The following is an 18508-nucleotide window of genomic DNA, read 5'->3' as shown; positions in this document are numbered from 1 at the left end:
CGCCCGGCGCCGGGTGGCTGCTCACCAGCCGCCGGGCGGCGCGTTGCGTGGGGCGCACCCACCCCTCCCCCCGCCCCCCCCCCCCCGGGGGGGGGGGGGGGGGCCCCGCGGCCCCCGCGCCTCCCGTCCGTCTGTGGTCCCGTCCCGTTCACGCGACGGACCATGCCCGTTCACCCGCCTGTACCCACGCACAGCCATCCTCGGATGGCACCCGTTCGGGGCACAGACGAGGGGAACACGCAATGCAGCACACTCCGCAGCGCCGCCGTCGCGCGGCGCTCGCACTCGGCGCCGCGCTCATCGCCGGCGCGGTCGCACTGCCCGGCACCGCCGAGGCCGTCGGGCAGCTCGCACTGAGCCAGCACGGGGGCGCCCAGCGTCACCAGGGCGACCAGACGCGCTCGATCCAGCAGGAGATCAAGCGGGCCGGCGCGAAGAACGTCATCCTGCTCATCGGCGACGGGATGGGCGACTCCGAGATCACCATCGCGCGGAACTACCAGTACGGCGCGGCCGGTCGGCTCCCCGGCCTGGACGCGCTGCCGCTCACCGGCTCGTACACGACGTACTCCCTCTATAAGGACGGCGCCGACAAGGGCAAGCCCGACTACGTCACCGACTCCGCGGCGTCCGGCAGCGCCTGGGCCACCGGGACGAAGACCTACGACGGCGCGATCTCGGTCGACGTCGACGGGAAGCAGCAGAAGACGCTCCTCGAGCTCGCGAAGGCGAACGGCCTCCGCACCGGCGACGTCTCCACCGCCGAGATCCAGGACGCCACCCCGGCGGTCCAGGTCGCCCACGTCGGCGCGCGCTCCTGCTACGGGCCGGACACCGCCTCGTGCGGCACCGACGCCCTGCAGAACGGCGGACTCGGCTCGATCAGCGAGCAGCTGCTGAACGCCCGCCCGGACCTCACCCTCGGTGGCGGCTCGGCGAGCTTCCAGCAGACCGCGAAGGCCGGGCAGTGGCAGGGCTCGACGCTGTTCGCCCAGGCCGCGGAGCGCGGCTACCAGGTCGTCTCGGACGCCGACGGCCTCGCCGCCGTCCGTCGGGCCGACCAGGCGAAGCCCCTGCTCGGGCTGTTCACCCCGGGCAACTTCCCGACCCGGTACGCCCCCACCACGGCGACCGTGGGTGGAGCGGACCAGGCACCGGTGCAGTGCACGCCGAACCCGGCACGGCTGTCGACCGGGCTCTCGCTGCAGTCGCTCACGAACAAGTCGATCGACCTGCTGAACCGTGATCGCGCGAAGACCGGCAAGGGCTTCTTCCTGCAGGTCGAGGGCGCGAGCATCGACAAGCAGGACCACGCCGCCGACGCCTGCGGCCAGATCGGCGAGACGATCGACTTCGACGAGGCCGTGCAGTCCGCGCTGGCCTTCGCCAAGAAGGACGGCAACACGCTCGTCATCGCGACCGCCGACCACGCCCACTCGAGCCAGATCGTCGACAGCACGCCGCCTACCTCGCTCTCCACGGCGCTCCGCACCGCCGACGGCACCACGATGAAGGTCTCGTACGGCACGGCCGGCGCTGGCAGCTCGCAGCAGCACACCGGCACGCAGGTGCGCATCGCGGCGTACGGCCCCGGTGCCGCGAACGTCGTCGGGCTCTCCGACCAGACGGACACCTTCTTCACGATCCGCGACGGACTCGAGCTGAACGACGACCTCGCGGCGCTCTCCCGCGGAGCGCGCATCGACCTGTCGGTCGGGGCCCCGCGTCCGAACCAGCGGGTGACGCTCACGGGGTCCCGGTTCGCCGGTGACCGCCAGGTGCGGGTCGCGGTCGGCTCGACGGACCTCGGCACGGTGGACGTCATCGACGGCACGGCGACGGTGGCGTGGAAGGCGACGACGGGCAAGTCGACGATCACCTTCACGGGCGTGCAGTCCGGCAAGCAGGCGTCGAAGCAGGTCCGAGTCCGCTAGTCCTGACGGCCTGGTGATGTCGGTCCCTCAGAGGGCCGGGGTCACCAGGCCGGTCTCGTACGCCAGGACCACGGCGTGCACGCGGTCCCGCAGCTGCAGCTTCGCGAGGATCCGGCCCACGTGGGTCTTCACGGTCTGCTCGGCGATGAACAGGTCGGCTGCGATCTCACCGTTCGACCGGCCCCGTGCGACGAGCAGGAACACGTCCCGCTCCCGGTCGGTCAGCACGTCGAGGACCTCGGTCCGCGGTGCAGCCGGTGGCGGTCCCGCGACGAACGCCTCGACGAGGTGCCGGGTCACCCGCGGGGCGAGGAGCGAGTCGCCCTCTGCGACCGTCCGGACCGCCTGCACGAGTTCGTCGGCGCTGGCGTCCTTGAGCAGGAAGCCGCTCGCCCCGGCACGCAGGGCGTCGAACACGTAGTCGTCGATGTCGAACGTCGTGAGCATCACCACGCGGACGGGCCGGTCCGCAGGTGCCGCGGTGATCCGCCGGGTCGCCTCGATCCCGTCGAGCTCGGGCATGCGCACGTCCATGAGGATCACGTCGGGCTGCAGACGGAGCGCCTCGACGACCGCGTCGGCACCGTTCACGGCCTCGCCCACGACCTCGACGTCGTCCTGGGCCTGGAGGATCGCCCGCAGTCCCATGCGGAACATCTGCTGGTCGTCCACCACCATCACACGCGTCATCGGCTTCCTCCGTCGGCCGCCGGACCACGGACGGGCCGTGTCGGACGGGCGGGCAGGCCGACCGCGACGCGGAAGCCGCCGTCCGGGGTCGGCCCGTGGTCGATCGTGCCGCCGAGCGCAGCGACCCGCTCCCGCATGCCCGCGAGACCGAACCCCCCGTCGTCCGGGGGAGCGGCAGGGACGGTGCCACCGGGTGGTGCGGCGTTGGCGACCTCGACCGCCAGGGCCGAGCCGTGCCTCCCGACCGTCACCACGGTGGACGCGCCGGGCGCGTGCCGGGCCACGTTGCCGAGCGCTTCCTGCACGACCCGGTAGACGGTGAGCTGCGCGAGCCGGTCCAGGTCGTCGTCGGCCGCCTCGTCCGCGTCGAGGCGGAGCTCGACCGGGATGCCGGCAGCCCTGGTCGCCTGCACCAACGCCGGCAGGTCCGCGAAACGGGGCTGCGGAGCGCGCTCCGCGTCGGCGTCTCCGCGGAGCGTGCCGAGGAGCTGCCGCATCTCGCGGAGCGCCGTGCGGGAGGTCTCCGCGATGGCGGCGAACTCCGCGCGCGCGTCCGGGGCGAGGTCGGCGACGCGGTACGGGGCGGACTCGGCCTGCATGTGCACGACCGACATGCTGTGCGCGACGACGTCGTGCAGCTCGCGGGCGATCCGGGAACGCTCCTCGACCGAGCGGCGCCGAGCCTGCTCGAGTTCGGCGTCCCGGCGTGCCTCGGCGAGTTCCTCGCGGATGGACCGGCGCTGCCCGATCACGATCGCCGCCGCGGCCAGGATGAGCGTGTCGCCGGCGGTCACCACGAAGCTCGTGGCCCACACGTCCGCCTGCCCCCAGCGGCCCGGGGCCACCGCGACGAGCACCAGGACGAGGACCGCCGACGCCGCCCAGACCGTCGCCGTGAGTCGCCAGGTCGATCGCACGCCGAGCAAGACGAGCAGGACACTGAGTCCGATGATGCCAGTCACCGGGACGGGCCACGGGCCGGCAGGGCTCGGGGCCGTCAGCAGTCCGAGGGCCGCCAGGCCCGCGAGGTGGGCGATCGACGACGCCCGGGGGAACAGCGGCGCGAGGCCGATGCTCACGGAGAGCACGGCGGACACGAGCATCGACAGCGGGACCGGCACGTCGTAGAAGATCGACGTCACCGGGGCGGCGACCGTGAAGAGGGTGACCGCGATGACGACCAGGCCGACCCGGATGCCGATGAGCACCCAGGACGGGCGGATCCGGTTCGGCGGTGCGGTCACGGGCGGTGCGGTCACGGGCGGGCGATCTCTCCGGTGGGGACGATGCGGGTGGTGGGCCGGCCGGCCCGGGTTTCGGGGACCTCGGACCGCTCGGGCGCGGCGTCCGCGACTGCCGCTGCCGCGGCTGCGGCACGGGCGTCGCGCTTCCGGGTGACTCTACCGATGACCCGGTCGACCGCGATGCCGAGGCCCGCGGCGACGACCATCGAGACCAGCGCCGCGACGATCGGCTCGTGCAGGACGCTCGACGCGGCGAGGGCGATCCCGATCGACGTCGCCGACCAGGCCAGTCCGGCGAGCGAACTGATCGCGAGGAACCGGCGGTAGGGGAGCCGCGTCGCACCGGCGGTCGTGTTCACGGCGACCCGGCCGACGGGGATGTACCGGCCGATGAGGATCAGGCTCGCGGAACGCCGCTGCATCTGCCGCTCGGCGAACGCGAACGCGGCGGCGATGCGCGGGCGCTTCGACCTGGCCAGCCGGGCGAGCCCGATCCGACGACCGATCCAGTACGCGATCGAGTCGCCGGCGATCGCCCCGAGTGCGGCGACGACGAGGACCCCGGCGAGGACCGGCTGGCCGGAGGTCGCGGCGATGGCGGCGACGGCGACGAGGGCGGACTCGCTCGGCACCGGCGGGAAGAACCCGTCGACGAGGCACAGGGCGAAGAGGACGACGTAGACGAGCGGACTCGCGGCCAGCTCGGTCACGAGCGGGGTGATCTGGTCGAACACGGGTGGCTCCCTCCGCCGACGGACCTCGCCGACGGGTTCGACGCTACGGAGCCGACGCAGCGCTGCCATCCCGCCCGGGTCTCGACCACCCCCTACCGCGGTATGACTTCGCGGTGGCCGGTCGTCGGGGTCGGGATCGGGGTCGTCCCGGTCCGCACGGACTGCAGGAGCGTCGTCGCGGTGCACGGTGTGCCGTCGGTCGTCGCCGCCAGCGCCGCACCGGCCGTCAGGAGGGCGTCCCGGGGCGGGGTCCCGACTGCGAGCGCAACCGCCACCGCCGCGGTGAACGTCGCTCGGTGCCCGTCGCCCCGGGGCACCAGCAGCTCGGGCCGGAGGGACCACCACGGTGCCGCGTCGTGCGCGTCCAGCACGACGGTGCGCGGGCGGTCGCGGTCGAGCATGGGGACGAGGTCCTCGGCCCGCAGACGTCCGTCGTCGTGCACCACAGCGGCGTCGGCGCAGCGGATCGCCCGCGCGAGTCGCTCCGCCATCGAACCGCCGGGGCGCCCGTCCGTCACGAGGTACGACGCGTCGACACCGGCGGACACCAGATCCCGGTGCAACATCTCCGCCGTCGGGCCGTCACCCAGACATCCGACGATCCTGACCCGGGCACCGAGCGCTCGGGCGCCGACGGCCACGGCCGGTGCGTCGTCGGTGACGACGCAGTCGTGCAGGCATCCCACCACCACGACGAGGGGTTCACGGTCGTCGACCCGGGCGACGACGTCCGCGACGAGCCGGTGCAGGTCGCTTCCCATACGCGCCTCCTCACACTGACAGGCACCAGGGTGCTCCGCCGATCCTCGGTGTGCGCTCTGCACCGCGCTCCGCGGCCAGGGAGGTCCGCGCCGCATCCGTGACGGAGCCGCCTGCGCGCCGCGCCGCGCCGCGCCCGTTACCGTGCCGCCCGTGCCCCGGTAGCGTCGGCGGGGAGCGACCCGGACACACCGGGCGCTCACGAGGAGGCGCACGTGTTCGAAGCCGCGAACATCCGGGACTGGATCGGCCTGCCGGTCGTCGACGAGACCGACGACAAGGTGGGCACGCTCGAGAGCATCTACTACGACACCGCGACGTCGGAGCCGGCGTTCGGTTCGGTCACCACCGGGATGGTCGGGTTCCAGAAGCTCCTGTTCGTCCCGCTCACCGGAGCGCTCGTGGCACCGAAGCACCTCCGCGTGGCCTTCCCGAAGAAGCTCGTGAAGGACGCTCCGACGATCCCGACCGACGGTGAGCTCGACGCCTCGCTCGAACCGGAGCTCTACCAGCACTACGGGCTCGAGTACCGCACCGGCAGCGGGGGAGAGCGCCGGCTCGGCCGTCGCTGAACGGACCCGACGCGTGCTCCCGGGCGTCGCGGACCGCGCGTCCGGGCGCACGCGTTAGCCTGGTTCGTCCGACCCGACCCTGGAGGCCGAACCTGCTCCGCTCCGCCCGCTCGACGCTGCTCGCCGCAGCGGCGACCTTCATCGTGCTCGCCGGGTCGCTCGTCGGCAGCGGCGCAGCGGTCGCGGCACCGATGTGGCCAGTCCCCGAGCCCTGGCCGTCGACGGCCGAGCCGGAGGAGACCCTCGCCGGCATCCCCGCCGGCAGCGAGTACGTCGCGCTCGGCGACTCGTACTCCGCCGGCTACGGGCTGTCCGACCTGACGCGTCTGCCGACGAGTGCGTGCGGCCAGTCGGCGCAGGACTACCCCCACCGCATCGCGGCTCGCTTCGGGCTGGCGCTGCGGGACGTCACCTGCGGAGGGGCGACGAGTGCGGACATCACCAGCGGGTTCCAGTTCAAGGGCGTCCCGCCGCAGATCCGGTCGTTGTCGGAGCGCACCCGCCTCGTCACGCTGACGATCGGTGGCAACGACGCCGACCTGTTCGGCACCGCGGCGTCGTGCCTGGCGATCTCGTCCAAGGGACCGGTCTTCTCGGGACGGGACGCTCCGTCGTGCCGGAGCACCCTCGTGTCCGACGGGGTCGACCAGCTCGGCGCGAAGATCCAGTCCCGCGTCGCGCTGGGCATCGCCGGGACGCTCGCCGCGGTGAAGGCGGCGGCACCGAACGCCGTGATCGTGTTCCTCGGCTACCCGGCGATCTTCCCGGACGCCGACCACACCCCGAAGGGCGGCTGCTTCCGGTCGGCCCTCGACCTCGGCACCCTGACCGGGTCGTTCCCGACGAACTCGTACCCGTTCACGAACACCGACGTCCGGTACCTCCACGGGGTCCAGGAGGAACTCAACGAGGTGTCGAAGACCGCCGCCCGCGCGGCCGGCGTCCGGTTCGTCGACGTCTTCTCGAGCACGCAGGCCCACTCCGCCTGTGCGACGAAGAAGCCGTACGTGTCCGGCGTGTCCCTCGACGGTACGGCGAACCTGCGACGGATCGACCTGCAGCCGGGCGCCCTGCACCCGAACATGCGCGGGGTCGCGTACCTGACGAAGCGGGTCGCAGCGGCGACACGCGACCTCGCTGGCTGACCGACCCGGCTGACCGACCCGGCCGACCGACCCGGTCGACCGACGCGGCCCCCGGCCGGCGCGCGTCAGGCGCTGACGCCGACCGCCTCCGTGTGCGCTGCCGGCGGCACCACGCAGACCGGCGACACCGTCTCCCGCAGGACGTCGTGGAGCACCGACCCCGACAGCGCCTTCACGTGCCCCAGCCCGAGCACGACGAGACACGCCCGGCGGGTGTGCGCGGCGATGGCGTGCCCCGGGTGCCCCTCGACGAGCAGCGGGTGGAAGCGGACGTCCGGGTACCGCCGGGTGAGCTCGGTCGTCACGCGCTGCAGGAGTTCGGCGTTCCGGGTGCGCCACCGCATCGGGTCCTCGGCGAAGTCGGTCAGCCCGGTGCGGGTGAGCACCGGCATCTCCCACGCCCGCAGCAGTGTCACGCGACGGTGCCGGCGGTGGGCCTCGTCGACGGCGATCGCCACGGCGCGCTCGTCCAACGGTTCCTCGACGGCCAGGACGACGTCGCCGTCGATCGGGTGCGGTCCGTCGGGTACGACGACGGTCGGCACTGCTGCACGCTCGGCAACGCGTGCGGGGTCTCCGCCGGCGGTCGAACCCCGCCGGCTCCGGAACGTCCCGATCACGAGCAGATCCCCGTCGTCGGACTCCTCCACGAGCGCTGCGGCGAACGGGCCGGCATGGCGCCGGATCTCGACCTGCACGTCCGGGAGGCCCGCGCGCGCGGCATCCGCGACGGCCTCGGCCACGCGCTTGCCCGCCGGTCCGACGCGGGCTTCGAGCGCCGGGTCCACCCCGATCACCCGGATGCGCTCGATGCCGGTGCCCGCCCGCGCGGTGATCCAGTGCAGGGCTTCCTCGTGCGGCTTCGCCGCGTCCGCGGCCAGCGTGACCGTCGTCCACCGTTCGTCCATCCCGATCGACCTCCTCGTCCGGGGTCCTCCGGGGGCGTCGCATGGCGCTCCTTGCGGTGGAAACTACTCCTGCTGCGTCCTTCCGGACGCGTTCTCGACAGAGCCGGACCGCGTGCGCCCCGCGCCCGTCCCGACCAGGCGACGGGTCGACACCCCGCCCAGCCTCGTCGACGCGTCCCCGCGTTCCGTCGCACGTGTTCCGCACTACGCTCGCCGACATGGTGCTCAGTGCGGGACTCCTGCTCTACCGGATCGGCGACCCGGGGCTGCAGGTGTGGATCGCGCACATGGGCGGGCCGTTCTGGCTCCGTCGACCTCGGGCGTGGTCGATCCCGAAGGGGCTCGTCGAGGGGAGCGAGGACGTGCTCGAGACCGCACGTCGGGAGTTCGCGGAGGAGATCGGTGTCCCCGCACCCTCCGGCACGCCGATCGACCTCGGGGAACACCGGCAGGCGTCGGGGAAGCGGGTGCGGGTGTTCGCGGTCGAGGCTCCGGCATTCGACGTCACCGAGGTCCACTCGAACACCGTGCGGCTGGAACTCCCGCGCGGCTCCGGACGGTTCGTCGAAGTGCCCGAGGTCGACGAGGCCCGGTGGGTGTCGATCGACGCTGCACGGACCATGGTCGTCGCGGGGCAGGTCGCAGCGCTCGATCGATTGGCGGCGCTGGTCGTGCCGTGACGAGTGTCTGCTCCTGTTGCCGGAGTGGCAGGAGTCACGAACGTGTCTCGGTCTGGACGGAGTTCGCGGTCCCTGGCTAGCCTGAACGAGCGCCGTGGCAGCTCGGCGCACGAAGCAGGGGAGTCCCACATGCGGCGTTGGCGTGCGGTCACAGCAGGGCTGACCGGGATCGTGCTCGGAGCAGGTCTGGCGATCGGCGGCGCGACGAGCGCCTCCGCAGCGCCGGCCGGGCACTGGGGCACGTTCACACTGAGCGGGTCGAGCAAGAACTACACGGGCACGATGACGTTGCCCGGGTTCCCGGACACGACCTTCACCTCGACCTCCCGGCAGTCCACGGTGATCAGCGGGGCATCGACGTGGCAGGGTCCCTCGACCGGCCCCGGTGCCGCGTACGGTTCCAGCCGGGGCAACACCTACATCAACCAGCGTCCCAACGCGGACTCGCCGAACGCGGCGGCTGCGTCGACCACGACCTACACGTTCGACGGTGCGACACCGGGCAACGGCAGCTGGTCGTTCGTCCTCGGTGACATCGACGCCGACCAGGCGACGATCTCCGCGACGGTGCAGGGCGGCGCTCCGGCGACGGCGGCGCAGCTCGGCTACCAGAGCTCCTACAACTCGTGCTCCGCGGTCTCCGCCGGCGGATGGTCCTGCCCGGCCGACCCGGGCGGTGTCCCGGCTGGCCAGGACGTCCCGACGTGGGACGCCGCGACGCGCACCCTGACCGGGAACGCCGCCGCGAACGACACCTCCGGAGCCACCGCCTGGTTCACGCCGACGGTGCCGCTCACCACGCTGACGATCACCTACCAGCAGCGCAGCGGCTTCCCCGTGTACCAGACCTGGTTCGCGAACCGGACGGCCGCGATCACCGGCACCGCCACGCTCGACGGCACCCCGATCCCCGGGGCCACCGTGACGGTCACCGCGCCGCGCGGGACCCAGTACACGACGACGACCGGGGCCGACGGGACGTACTCGTTCCCGGAGCTCCCGGTGATCGGCGGCTACACGGTCGACATCACGCCGCCGCCGAACGCGGACGGCACCGCCTCGAAGACGACGTCGCTCAACACCACGCCGGGTGGTGCCGACCAGGTCGTCGACTTCGCGTTCGAGGCCTCCGCTGACACCGTCTCGGTGATCGGCACGGTGACCGACGAGAACGGCAACCCGGCGTCCAACGTCCCCGTCGTCATCATCGACCCGGACGACGGCACGACGCTCGTCGACACCACGACGAACACCGACGGCGTGTACACGGGTTCGGACCTGCCTGCCGACACCGACCTCGGGGTCTCGGTCGGCGGCGCCGACCCCGAGCCGATCCGCACCGGTGACGCCGACGCACCGCCGGCCCAGGTCCCCGCGATCGAGGCGCCACCCGCGGTCATCGCGACCGTCACCGGAGTGGTGTCGCTCGACGGGACCCCGGTCGCCGCCGGGCGGGTGGTCGAGCTCCTCGAAGGCACCACCGTCGTCGGGTCGACCACGACGGACGCGAACGGTCGCTACACGTTAGCCACGTCTGCCGGGACGTACACGGTCCGCACCACCGTCCCGACGCCGGGTGCCACCGGTGCCGCGGAGAACACCGGCGTGGTCGCCACGGCGGGCTCGAGCGTCGAGTCCGACCTGGCGTTCGCGACGCCGGCAGCGCCAGCGGTGGTCACCACGGACCAGCCCGGCACCGTGACGGACACGAACGGCGACCCGGTCGCGGGCGTCGACGTCGTGGCCACCCCGACCGACCCGGAGGCCGGCGCACCGGTCAGCACCACGACGGGCGCCGATGGCACGTTCGACCTCACCGGGCTCGCTCCCACGACGGAGTACACGGTCGAGGTCGACGGCGCCGAACCGCAGACCATCACGACGCCCGAGAACGGTTCGGCCACGCCGCTGGCGATCACGGTCCCGGCCGCGGTGGTCACGCCGACCCCGACGCCGACGCCCTCGCCCTCGGCTCCCGCCGGTGGGTCGGGCACCACGCCGGTGTCGTCGGACGGCGGCTCGAGCACGGGCGGTGCGCTCGCGTACACCGGTGCGGACGTCACGCCCGGGATCATCGCGGCAGGCGTGCTCGTGCTCCTCGGCGCCGGGCTGCTGACGTTCCGTGCCGTGCGGAACCGTCGTCGGACCTCGCACCTGCAGGACTGACCCGGACACACGGAAGGGGCGGGACCGGCGCTGCCGATCCCGCCCCTCCGGCGTGTGCGGGGGACGGCGGGTGGGGGAGGCAGCGGGCGGTGTCGAGGTCGCACGTTCTGTCGCCCGACGTCACTTCGAGCGGCACTTCGTGCGACCTCGTTGACACGGCCGCGGCATGTCGTGCGACTTCGACCGGCGCGCCCGGCCCCGCCGGGACCGTCGGGACCTGGCGGACCCGGCGCGTGCCGGGCCTCGAGGTCGCACGTTCTGTCGCCCGAATCCACTCCGCGCGGCACTTCGTGCGACCTCGGCGGCGCGCGCGCGGCATGTCGTGCGACCTCGGCCGGCCCGCCCGGCCAGCCGGACCGCCCGGTCGGCGTCAGCGGCGCCGACGCGTCGGCACGGACCCCGTCGACACGGCGCCCGGTACGACCGAGACCGACCCCGTCAGGGTCTGGATCGCCCGGCTCACGACGGGCACCGAGGTGGTGACGACCGCGAGCGAGGAGGTGATGGCCTCGATCGACGAGGTCGACAGGTGCTCCTGCACGTTCGAGTGCACCGGGAAGCCACGACGGGCCGCGATCACGACACCGAGCGAACCGACCAGCACCGCAGCGCCGGCGAACGGCATGAACTGCAGCCCGACGACGCTCAGGGCCTGGCCGCCGATCGCCGCGCCGCCCGCGATCCCGATGTTCGACGCGCCGTTGACGAGCGCACCGGCGATGTCGGGGGAGACGCCTCCGGTGCGGATCGCCGCCGCCATGAAGAGCGTGCCCGTGGTGCCGTTGGCCGCCATCCAGACGCCCGCGACGACCATGGTGCCGAGCAGCGACCCGTGCACGAACGGCAGGACGGCGAACGCGGCCGCCATCACGGCAACGGAGACGATCAGGGTCTGCCGGGGTGCACGGTCGACGAACATGCCGGCGAGCCAGAGGCCGACGACCCCGGTGCCGCCGAGCACGAGCAGCGCACCGCTCACCATGTCGGCGTCGAGTCCGGCGTCGATCGCGTACGGGCCGATGTACGTGTAGACGATGTAGTGCCCGGCGAAGAGCAGCAGGTCGGCGATCACGACGGAGAGCAGACCGGTGCGGGCCCAGGCCTTCCGGGACCCGATGTGCGGCGACGCGGCACCGCTCACGCTCGGCAGGAACAGCAGCGCGACGACGGCGAGGGCGGCGGCCGCGACGGCGACGGCCCCGACGGCGGGACGCCATCCGATGGACTGCGCGACCCAGGTGGCGATCGGCACGCCGAGGACGAAACCGAGCGAGCTGCCGGAGTAGACGAACGCGATCGCACGGCCGGCGAGACGCGGCGGGACGATCCGGGTTGCGTACGCGGAGGCCACCGAGAAGAAGAGCGCGTGGGCGATGCCGCCGACGACCCGCCCGGCGCAGACGACGGCGAACGAGGGCGCGAGCGCGATCATCACGTTCGACACGGTGTAGCCGATGAGCGTCGCGACGAGCACGGTCTTGCGGGGGAGCCGGGCGGTGAGCGACGTCAGGGGGAGCGCCAGGAGCGCGACGGCCGCGGCGTACACCGTGACGACGATGCCCATGGTGGACTCGGAGACCCCGAGGTCGGCGCTCATGGTGCCGAGCAGCCCGACGGGCATGAGCTCGGTGGTGATCGCGAAGAACGTGGCGAGACCGAGCACGGCGATGCCGACGATCGACCCGCTCGTGACGGTGATCGGCCGCGTGTTCGTCACGGCCGGGTTGGTGGTGGTGTTGGTGGACACGCTGCTGACCTCCTCCGGGGCACGGCGGAGCACGCGTCGGTGTCGATGGATCGACGACAGCAGATGCGCACTCGCTGGTGGTGTGGATGTGGATGTGTTCGGGTACGACTCCACGGCGAGTGCGTCCATCCAGTGTTGCACGCTGCACGGAAGCAGCGCGAGAGCCTTCGCCGAGAATCTCCTAGGAGCGCTCCAACGCAGGCGCCACGCAGCCATTCCCGATCCGGGGAAGATCAGTTCTCGTTCGTCACCGTGCCCTGCACACCGCCGCCGCGCAGCGTCAGCGTCAGCGTCCCGCTCATCGACTGCGCGGACAGCGACACGGAGCCGTGCAGCGCCTCGGCCCGGGGGTAGCAGGCAGACGTCGACTCGAGTCGGTTCGCGGTCGCGACGAGGCAGATGGTCGAACGGTCCGTCCCGACGCCGGCCCACACGCTCCACGGCGTGTCGAACGAGCCGCCGTCCAACGCCCGGTTCGTGAAGATCAGTCGGGTGGTGCGCAGGCTCACCGGTGCCTCGACCGGGCCGGGCAGCTGGTCGGCGTAGGTCTGCGGAGCGTCGAGCAGGTCCTCGAGGGTGATCGTCCCGGCGCTGGGCGTCACGCTCGGTGCAGCGGGTGTCTGCTCACGTGACGTCCCGACCGCGGTCCCGGCCGCGAACGCCACGCCGACCGCCGCGGCTGCGCCGAGCGCGATCCACACGCGGGGCCGGGTGGTCCACAGGAACCGTCCGACCCGCGTCCGCCAAGGGACGGTGTCGGCCTGGAGGCGCGGATCACCTTCGTCGTGCTCCGGTACGTCCGGCAGGTGGTCGGTTCCGGAACCGTCTGCCGCAGCCGGCGACGCCGTCGCAGGTGGCCGGACGGGCCCGCCGGGGTCGACCGCGGAAGTGGGAGCCGACCACGTCGGAACCGGTGGCGGCGGGGTGACGGGTGTCGTGCCTCCAGGCCGGTGGTCCGCGACCGCAGGACGTCGATGCCCGTGGGCCAGCTGCTGCAGCGCTCCACGCGCCCGCAGGGCGTCGGCCTCCGGTACACCGGCACCCCACGCGAGCGCCTCGAGCCGTGCTCGTTCCGCTGCCACGTCGTCGTCGGCCATGCCTCATCGTCCCACCGGCGCTGCGTGCGTGCTCGCCCAGTTCGGGGGCGTAGACGGGTGCGATGACCGACACGCACGAACCCGATCCCGAGACCCTCGAACCGCTGAGCCACGACGCGCAATCCGGGGAGGCCGACTACGTCGCGACGAGTCCGGGCGGGAGCGGGACCGAACGCCACGTCCCCACCGCCGACGAGGAGCAGGGACGCGGCACCGAGTACGACCCCGTCGACCAGGGCCCGCAGCAGGAGGGCCAGGGCGGCTAAGCCAGCACGCGGCGCAGCACGGCACGCTCCCCGTACGTCCACGCCGCACTCGTGACGACGTAGAGGGCCGCGGCGAGGGGTGCGATCGCGGCGAACACCACGGTGACGAACGGGGCGTACCGCCCGATCGCCGCCGTGGCCGCTGCGCCGGGCACCGCTGCGTCCGGCACGGCGGCCGGGTTCCAGCGCAGGTTCGCGCGGCGGGTCAGTTCGACCACGACCGCGAGGACGGCGAGCAGGAGCACGATCACCCACGCGTGCGCCCAGAGCGGGGACGACACGACGACGACGAGCGAGTGGCCGAGCGGGACGCCGGCCAGGGTCGCCGAGAGCAGCGTGTTCGTCACCCCGCCGATCGAGGCGTGCGTGAACAGGGCGTAGACGAGCGACAGCACCGGGGCCTGGGCGAGCACCGGCAGGCAGCCGGCGAGCGGCGACACCCGCTCGTTCGTGTAGAGCTCCTGCATCGCGCGTTGCAACTGCTCGCGGTCCTTCGCGTACCGCTTCCGCAGGCCTGCGAGCTGCGGCGCGAGCCGTCGGCGGTCTCGTTCGGCCCGGACCTGCAGGACGGCGAGCGGCACGAGCACCGCCCGGACCGCGACGGTCAGCAGGACGACGGCGATCGCGGCGGCGAGTCCGCCGGCGACGGGGGAGAGCGCCGCGGTGGTCGCGGCGAGGAGGTCGGCGCCGCCGTGCAGCAGCGGCCCGACGAGGGGCAGGGTCGAGAGGTCCATGACGTTCCGATCGGTTCGGTGGGAGGGGTCGCGTGTGCGGCCCGTCCACCGGTCGGTGGTCAGGCCGGGGCGACGACTCCCGGTGCCCGGGGTCGGGCGTGCCCGTCGGCATCGGGGTGGCTCCACGCGATACGCGTGACGAGGTCCGCCGGCGCCCGCGACGGCGTTGCCTGTCCACCCGTGTCGAGACCGAGCACGACCGCCAGGACGTGGGCCACCAGCACGGCGACGGCCACGGCGGTCAGCCCGAGCGCCGCGACCGCCACCAGTGGCAGCGCGGTCACCGCGGGGTCGCCGAGCACGAGCGCGGCGACGCAGCGCAGGAGGAACTCGACGACGGTCATGGTTCGTTCAGGGTAACGCCCGCGCGCCGCTCGGGGGGAAGTGGCTGGTCACGGCAGGATCGTGCCCATGACCGCAGGTTCGCCGAGCACCCCAGCGACCGCCGCCCTCGAGCGAGCGGGGGTCCCGTACACGCCGCACGTGTACGAGCACCACGAGACCGCCACGAACTTCGGTGAGGAGGCAGCGGCCGCCCTCGGGCTCCGCGAGGAGCAGGTGTTCAAGACGCTGGTGGTGTCGGTGGACGGTGCCCTGGCGGTGGCGATCGTCCCGGTGGCGAACCGTCTCGACCTCAAGGCGATCGCCGCGGCCGTCGGCGGGAAGAAGGCGACCCTGGCGGACCCGGCCCTCGCCGAGAAGCGCACCGGCTACGTGGTGGGCGGCATCAGCCCGGTCGGCCAGAAGACGAAGCTGCGGACCGTGGTGGACGAGTCGGCGCTGTCCTACCCGAGCATCTTCGTGTCCGGTGGCCGTCGTGGCTTCGACATCGAGGTGGCACCGGCCGACCTCGTGCGCGTCACCGAGGCGACGGCCGCGGCGATCGCGCGGGCCTGAGTCCAGTCACCTCAAGTTTTGTTGCACGCCGGGAATGACCCGGCACCTCCTGCGTTGCATTGAGTCGAAGGCACTCAAGTTCCCAGGAGGTCCCTTTGCCAGCACAGTTCGGTCCGACCAGCGGCAGCGACTCGTTCGACGAGTTCCTCGCGCGTCTGCTCGCCTCCCAGAACCCCGGCGCCCAGCGATCCGTACCGCTGGGACGCCCGGTCGACATCACGCGACTGCTCAGCCGTCGCACCCACGAACTGCTCCAGCGCACCGCCGAGTACGCCGTGGAGCAGGGCCAGCACGAGGTCGACGCCCTGCACGTCCTGCACGTGCTCGTCCGGACCGACCCGTTCACCGCGATCGTCCGGCAGGCCGGCGTCGACCCCCAACAGCTCGCCGACGAGATCGAACAGCGCCTCCCGATCGCGCAGGAGCAGGTGGACGGTGCGGATCGCCCGGCGCTCACGGGCACCGCGCAACGCATCCTGCTCGAGGCCACCCAGGCCGCCCGCGGGTTCGGCAGCACCTACACCGACCCCGAGCACGTCTTCTTCGCGCTCGTCATGGACCAGGACACCGTCACCGGGCAGTTGCTCGCGAGCGCCGGTGTCACCCCGCAGGTGATGCAGGAGTACGCGGCGCAGGCCTCGGCCGCCGCACGCGCGGGGCGCTCGATGCCCGGGACCGAGTCGACGGCCAGCACCGACGAGTCGGCCTCCGACACCCCGACGCTCGACCAGTTCGGCACCGACCTCACCGAGCGCGCCCGCGACGGACGCATCGACCCGGTGATCGGCCGCGCCGACGAGATCGAGCAGACCGTCGAGATCCTGCTCCGCCGCACCAAGAACAACCCCGTCCTCATCGGCGAACCCGGCGTGGGCAAGACCGCGATCGTCGAGGGCCTCGCCCAGCGCATCGCGGACGGCGACGTGCCCGTCCTCCTGCAGGGCAAGCGGGTCGTGGCGCTCGACCTCCCCGGCATGCTCTCCGGCACCCGCTACCGCGGCGACTTCGAGGAGCGGCTCACGACCGCGATGGACGAGATCGCGGCGCACGCCGACGAGCTCATCGTGTTCGTCGACGAGCTGCACACCGTGGTCGGCGCCGGTGGGGGTGGCGAGGGCGGTTCGATGGACGCCGGCAACATCCTCAAGCCCCGGCTGGCCCGCGGCGACCTGCACCTGGTCGGAGCCACCACCCTCAACGAGTACCGACGGATCGAGAAGGACGCCGCACTCGAGCGTCGCTTCCAGCCGGTCACGGTGGGGGAGCCCAGCGTCGAGGACGCGGTCGCGATCCTGACCGGCCTCGCCCCGCGCTACGAGGAGCACCACGGCGTGACCTACACGCCGGAGGCCCTGCGTGCCTCGGTCGAACTGTCGCACCGCTACGTCACCGACCGGCACCTGCCGGACAAGGCCATCGACCTCGTCGACCAGGCCGGCGCACGTCGTCGGCTCGCCCTGTCGGGCGACGTCGACGTCGAGGCGCTGCGCGCGCAGGTCGCCACGCTGACCGCGTCCAAGGACGCCGCTGTGGCAGAGGAGCACTACGAGGAAGCGTCGCGCCTGCGCGACGAGATCGACGACCTGGAGGCGCGGATCGCCGCCGCCGGACAGGCGGACGCTGGTCGTGCCTCCAGTCCGGAGATCGTGGGCACGTCGATCACGGAAGCCGACATCGCTGCTGTCGTGTCGCGCGCCACCGGCATCCCGGCCACGCGCCTCACGCAGGGCGACCGCTCCCGGCTCGCCGTGCTCGAGGAGGAACTCCACGAGCGCGTCGTCGGCCAGGACGACGCCGTGCGCGCGATCGCCACCGCGGTGCGGCGCAGCCGGACCGGCATGGGCGACCCGCGTCGTCCGGTCGGCAGCTTCCTGTTCCTCGGCCCGACGGGCGTCGGCAAGACGGAACTCGCCAAGGCGTTGGCGGGATCCCTGTTCGGCGACGAGTCGGCGATGCTCCGGTTCGACATGAGCGAGTTCGGCGAACGCCACACCGTGTCGCGGTTGGTCGGTGCCCCTCCCGGGTACGTCGGCTACGACGAGGCCGGGCAGCTCACCGAGCGTGTCCGTCGCAACCCGTACTCGGTCATCCTGCTCGACGAGGTCGAGAAGGCGCACCCGGACGTCTTCAACCTGCTCCTGCAGGTGCTCGACGACGGCCGGCTGACCGACGGCCAGGGGCGCACGGTGGACTTCCGGAACACGGTCGTCATCATGACGTCGAACATCGGCTCGGAGTTCCTCGCGTCGCGGTCCGGCGCGCTCGGGTTCGCGCCGGTCGGAGCCGGCGACGGCGCCGACTCGTACGGTTTCGGCGAGGACGACCTGCGCGCCCGGGTGATGGGCAAGCTGCGCGAGGCGATGCGGCCGGAGTTCATCAACCGCATCGACGAGATCGTGCTGTTCCGCAAGCTCGACCGCTCGCAGCTGCACGCGATCGTGTCGCTGCTGCTCCAGGACACCGCGCTCCGGCTGCTCGCGCAGGGCATGACCCTGTCGGTCTCCGACGCCGCGGTCGACTGGCTCGCCGAGCACGGGTACGAGCCGGAGTACGGCGCCCGTCCGTTGCGTCGCCTGATCCAGCGCGAGGTCGACGACCGCATCGCGAACCTCGTCGTCGGCGAGGCCGTGACGGACGGCGACACCGTGCGGATCGACGTGGTCGACGGCGCGCTGTCGGCGGTGGCGACGGACCCCGCGTCCGTCTGATCCCCTTCGAGAACGCCCCGGTGTCATGCGCGCCGGGGCGTTCTCGCGTGTTCGGGAATGCAATTCTGGAAGAAGTTCCAGAAAAGGGTTGCGCGGGGAATACCGGTGTGGATAGTGTTCACGGGCAGCAAACACCGCGTCAGCACGAGACCGAGAGGGGGCCCGACCATGATGATCACCGCAACGACACCGTTCCGTGGAATCCGTACGTCCGGCGGCACCCCGAT

General features: G+C 72.7%; 17 protein-coding genes. 8 read left to right on the top strand and 9 right to left on the bottom strand.

Annotation, left to right across the window (positions count from 1 at the left end; all coding sequences use genetic code 11):
* Positions 1-242 precede the first annotated feature (242 nt).
* The gene (gene phoA / locus ABIC61_RS10400) at positions 243-1934 is read left to right on the top strand and encodes an alkaline phosphatase (RefSeq protein WP_354029835.1); all 1692 of its coding nucleotides are present in this window, start codon (positions 243-245) and stop codon (positions 1932-1934) included.
* 27 nt (positions 1935-1961) lie between these two features.
* Here the strand turns inward: phoA and ABIC61_RS10395 are convergent, their stop codons facing one another.
* The 4 genes from ABIC61_RS10395 to ABIC61_RS10380 form a co-directional block, all read right to left on the bottom strand.
* Positions 1962-2624, bottom strand: coding sequence for a response regulator (locus ABIC61_RS10395; protein WP_354029834.1), 663 nt, complete (start codon positions 2622-2624; stop codon positions 1962-1964).
* Positions 2621-3883, bottom strand: a complete 1263-nt coding sequence (locus tag ABIC61_RS10390; RefSeq protein ID WP_354029833.1) for a sensor histidine kinase — start codon at positions 3881-3883, stop codon at positions 2621-2623. The genes ABIC61_RS10395 and ABIC61_RS10390 overlap by 4 nt, the downstream gene beginning before the upstream one ends.
* A complete protein-coding gene (locus ABIC61_RS10385) occupies positions 3880-4602 on the bottom strand; it encodes a DedA family protein (RefSeq protein ID WP_354029832.1) in 723 nt (240 codons plus the stop codon). The genes ABIC61_RS10390 and ABIC61_RS10385 overlap by 4 nt, the downstream gene beginning before the upstream one ends.
* A gap of 92 nt (positions 4603-4694) precedes the next feature.
* Positions 4695-5363 carry a hypothetical protein gene (locus ABIC61_RS10380; protein ID WP_354029831.1) on the bottom strand — a complete coding sequence of 223 codons (669 nt, stop codon included), beginning with the start codon at positions 5361-5363 and terminating at the stop codon, positions 4695-4697.
* 213 nt (positions 5364-5576) lie between these two features.
* Between ABIC61_RS10380 and ABIC61_RS10375 the strand changes: the two genes are divergently transcribed.
* Together ABIC61_RS10375 and ABIC61_RS10370 are read left to right on the top strand one after the other, a co-directional pair.
* Entirely contained in the window at positions 5577-5933 is a 357-nt protein-coding gene (locus ABIC61_RS10375; protein ID WP_354029830.1) for a PRC-barrel domain-containing protein, read from the top strand.
* Positions 5934-6076: 143 nt separating this feature from the next.
* Positions 6077-7078 carry an SGNH/GDSL hydrolase family protein gene (locus ABIC61_RS10370; RefSeq protein ID WP_354029829.1) on the top strand — a complete coding sequence of 334 codons (1002 nt, stop codon included), beginning with the start codon at positions 6077-6079 and terminating at the stop codon, positions 7076-7078.
* Positions 7079-7143: 65 nt separating this feature from the next.
* Here the strand turns inward: ABIC61_RS10370 and ABIC61_RS10365 are convergent, their stop codons facing one another.
* Positions 7144-7986, bottom strand: coding sequence for a universal stress protein (locus ABIC61_RS10365; RefSeq protein WP_354029828.1), 843 nt, complete (start codon positions 7984-7986; stop codon positions 7144-7146).
* Positions 7987-8204: 218 nt separating this feature from the next.
* Between ABIC61_RS10365 and ABIC61_RS10360 the strand changes: the two genes are divergently transcribed.
* Both ABIC61_RS10360 and ABIC61_RS10355 read left to right on the top strand, forming a co-directional pair.
* The gene (locus tag ABIC61_RS10360) at positions 8205-8666 is read left to right on the top strand and encodes an NUDIX hydrolase (protein ID WP_144749909.1); all 462 of its coding nucleotides are present in this window, start codon (positions 8205-8207) and stop codon (positions 8664-8666) included.
* 129 nt (positions 8667-8795) lie between these two features.
* Complete coding sequence (locus ABIC61_RS10355; protein WP_354029827.1) at positions 8796-10832, top strand: carboxypeptidase regulatory-like domain-containing protein; 2037 nt, start codon at positions 8796-8798, stop codon at positions 10830-10832.
* A gap of 370 nt (positions 10833-11202) precedes the next feature.
* Here the strand turns inward: ABIC61_RS10355 and ABIC61_RS10350 are convergent, their stop codons facing one another.
* Both ABIC61_RS10350 and ABIC61_RS10345 read right to left on the bottom strand, forming a co-directional pair.
* Positions 11203-12579, bottom strand: coding sequence for an MFS transporter (locus ABIC61_RS10350; RefSeq protein WP_354029826.1), 1377 nt, complete (start codon positions 12577-12579; stop codon positions 11203-11205).
* Positions 12580-12812: 233 nt separating this feature from the next.
* Positions 12813-13676, bottom strand: a complete 864-nt coding sequence (locus ABIC61_RS10345) for a hypothetical protein (protein ID WP_354029825.1) — start codon at positions 13674-13676, stop codon at positions 12813-12815.
* A 62-nt stretch (positions 13677-13738) separates the two neighbouring features.
* Between ABIC61_RS10345 and ABIC61_RS10340 the strand changes: the two genes are divergently transcribed.
* Positions 13739-13942 (top strand): hypothetical protein, encoded by a 204-nt coding sequence (locus tag ABIC61_RS10340; RefSeq protein WP_144749901.1) that lies wholly within the window; start codon positions 13739-13741, stop codon positions 13940-13942.
* On the opposite strand, the gene ABIC61_RS10335 is transcribed toward ABIC61_RS10340, so the two are convergent.
* Both ABIC61_RS10335 and ABIC61_RS10330 read right to left on the bottom strand, forming a co-directional pair.
* On the bottom strand, positions 13939-14676 hold the full coding sequence (locus ABIC61_RS10335; RefSeq protein WP_354029824.1) for a YidC/Oxa1 family membrane protein insertase: 738 nt from the start codon (positions 14674-14676) through the stop codon (positions 13939-13941). The two genes, ABIC61_RS10340 and ABIC61_RS10335, sit on opposite strands and share 4 nt — an antisense overlap.
* Before the next feature lie 59 nt (positions 14677-14735).
* Positions 14736-15020 carry a DUF6412 domain-containing protein gene (locus ABIC61_RS10330; RefSeq protein WP_260852520.1) on the bottom strand — a complete coding sequence of 95 codons (285 nt, stop codon included), beginning with the start codon at positions 15018-15020 and terminating at the stop codon, positions 14736-14738.
* Positions 15021-15087: 67 nt separating this feature from the next.
* Here ABIC61_RS10330 and ybaK point away from each other — a divergent pair, with 67 nt between their 5' ends.
* Both ybaK and ABIC61_RS10320 read left to right on the top strand, forming a co-directional pair.
* Entirely contained in the window at positions 15088-15573 is a 486-nt protein-coding gene (gene ybaK / locus ABIC61_RS10325) for a Cys-tRNA(Pro) deacylase (protein WP_144749897.1), read from the top strand.
* A 95-nt stretch (positions 15574-15668) separates the two neighbouring features.
* Positions 15669-18281: an ATP-dependent Clp protease ATP-binding subunit gene (locus ABIC61_RS10320; RefSeq protein WP_354029823.1), complete on the top strand. Its 2613-nt coding sequence runs from the start codon at positions 15669-15671 to the stop codon at positions 18279-18281.
* Positions 18282-18508 lie beyond the last annotated feature (227 nt).

The sequence above is a fragment of the Curtobacterium sp. 1544 genome (assembly GCF_040544915.1).
GTDB classification, from domain to species: Bacteria; Actinomycetota; Actinomycetes; order Actinomycetales; family Microbacteriaceae; genus Curtobacterium; species Curtobacterium pusillum_C.
Note: the sequence above shows the minus strand (reverse complement) of the source record. Positions and strands in the feature narration are given on the sequence as shown.

What these genes read in the sequence shown, in the direction of transcription:
- phoA (WP_354029835.1), top strand. Translation starts at nt 243, where the DNA reads ATGCAGCACACTCCGCAGCGCCGCCGTCGCGCGGCGCTCGCACTCGGC.
- ABIC61_RS10395 (WP_354029834.1), bottom strand. Translation starts at nt 2,624, where the DNA reads ATGACGCGTGTGATGGTGGTGGACGACCAGCAGATGTTCCGCATGGGA.
- ABIC61_RS10380 (WP_354029831.1), bottom strand. Translation starts at nt 5,363, where the DNA reads ATGGGAAGCGACCTGCACCGGCTCGTCGCGGACGTCGTCGCCCGGGTC.
- ABIC61_RS10365 (WP_354029828.1), bottom strand. Translation starts at nt 7,986, where the DNA reads ATGGACGAACGGTGGACGACGGTCACGCTGGCCGCGGACGCGGCGAAG.
- ABIC61_RS10360 (WP_144749909.1), top strand. Translation starts at nt 8,205, where the DNA reads ATGGTGCTCAGTGCGGGACTCCTGCTCTACCGGATCGGCGACCCGGGG.
- ABIC61_RS10355 (WP_354029827.1), top strand. Translation starts at nt 8,796, where the DNA reads ATGCGGCGTTGGCGTGCGGTCACAGCAGGGCTGACCGGGATCGTGCTC.
- ABIC61_RS10345 (WP_354029825.1), bottom strand. Translation starts at nt 13,676, where the DNA reads ATGGCCGACGACGACGTGGCAGCGGAACGAGCACGGCTCGAGGCGCTC.
- ABIC61_RS10340 (WP_144749901.1), top strand. Translation starts at nt 13,739, where the DNA reads ATGACCGACACGCACGAACCCGATCCCGAGACCCTCGAACCGCTGAGC.
- ABIC61_RS10335 (WP_354029824.1), bottom strand. Translation starts at nt 14,676, where the DNA reads ATGGACCTCTCGACCCTGCCCCTCGTCGGGCCGCTGCTGCACGGCGGC.
- ABIC61_RS10330 (WP_260852520.1), bottom strand. Translation starts at nt 15,020, where the DNA reads ATGACCGTCGTCGAGTTCCTCCTGCGCTGCGTCGCCGCGCTCGTGCTC.
- ybaK (WP_144749897.1), top strand. Translation starts at nt 15,088, where the DNA reads ATGACCGCAGGTTCGCCGAGCACCCCAGCGACCGCCGCCCTCGAGCGA.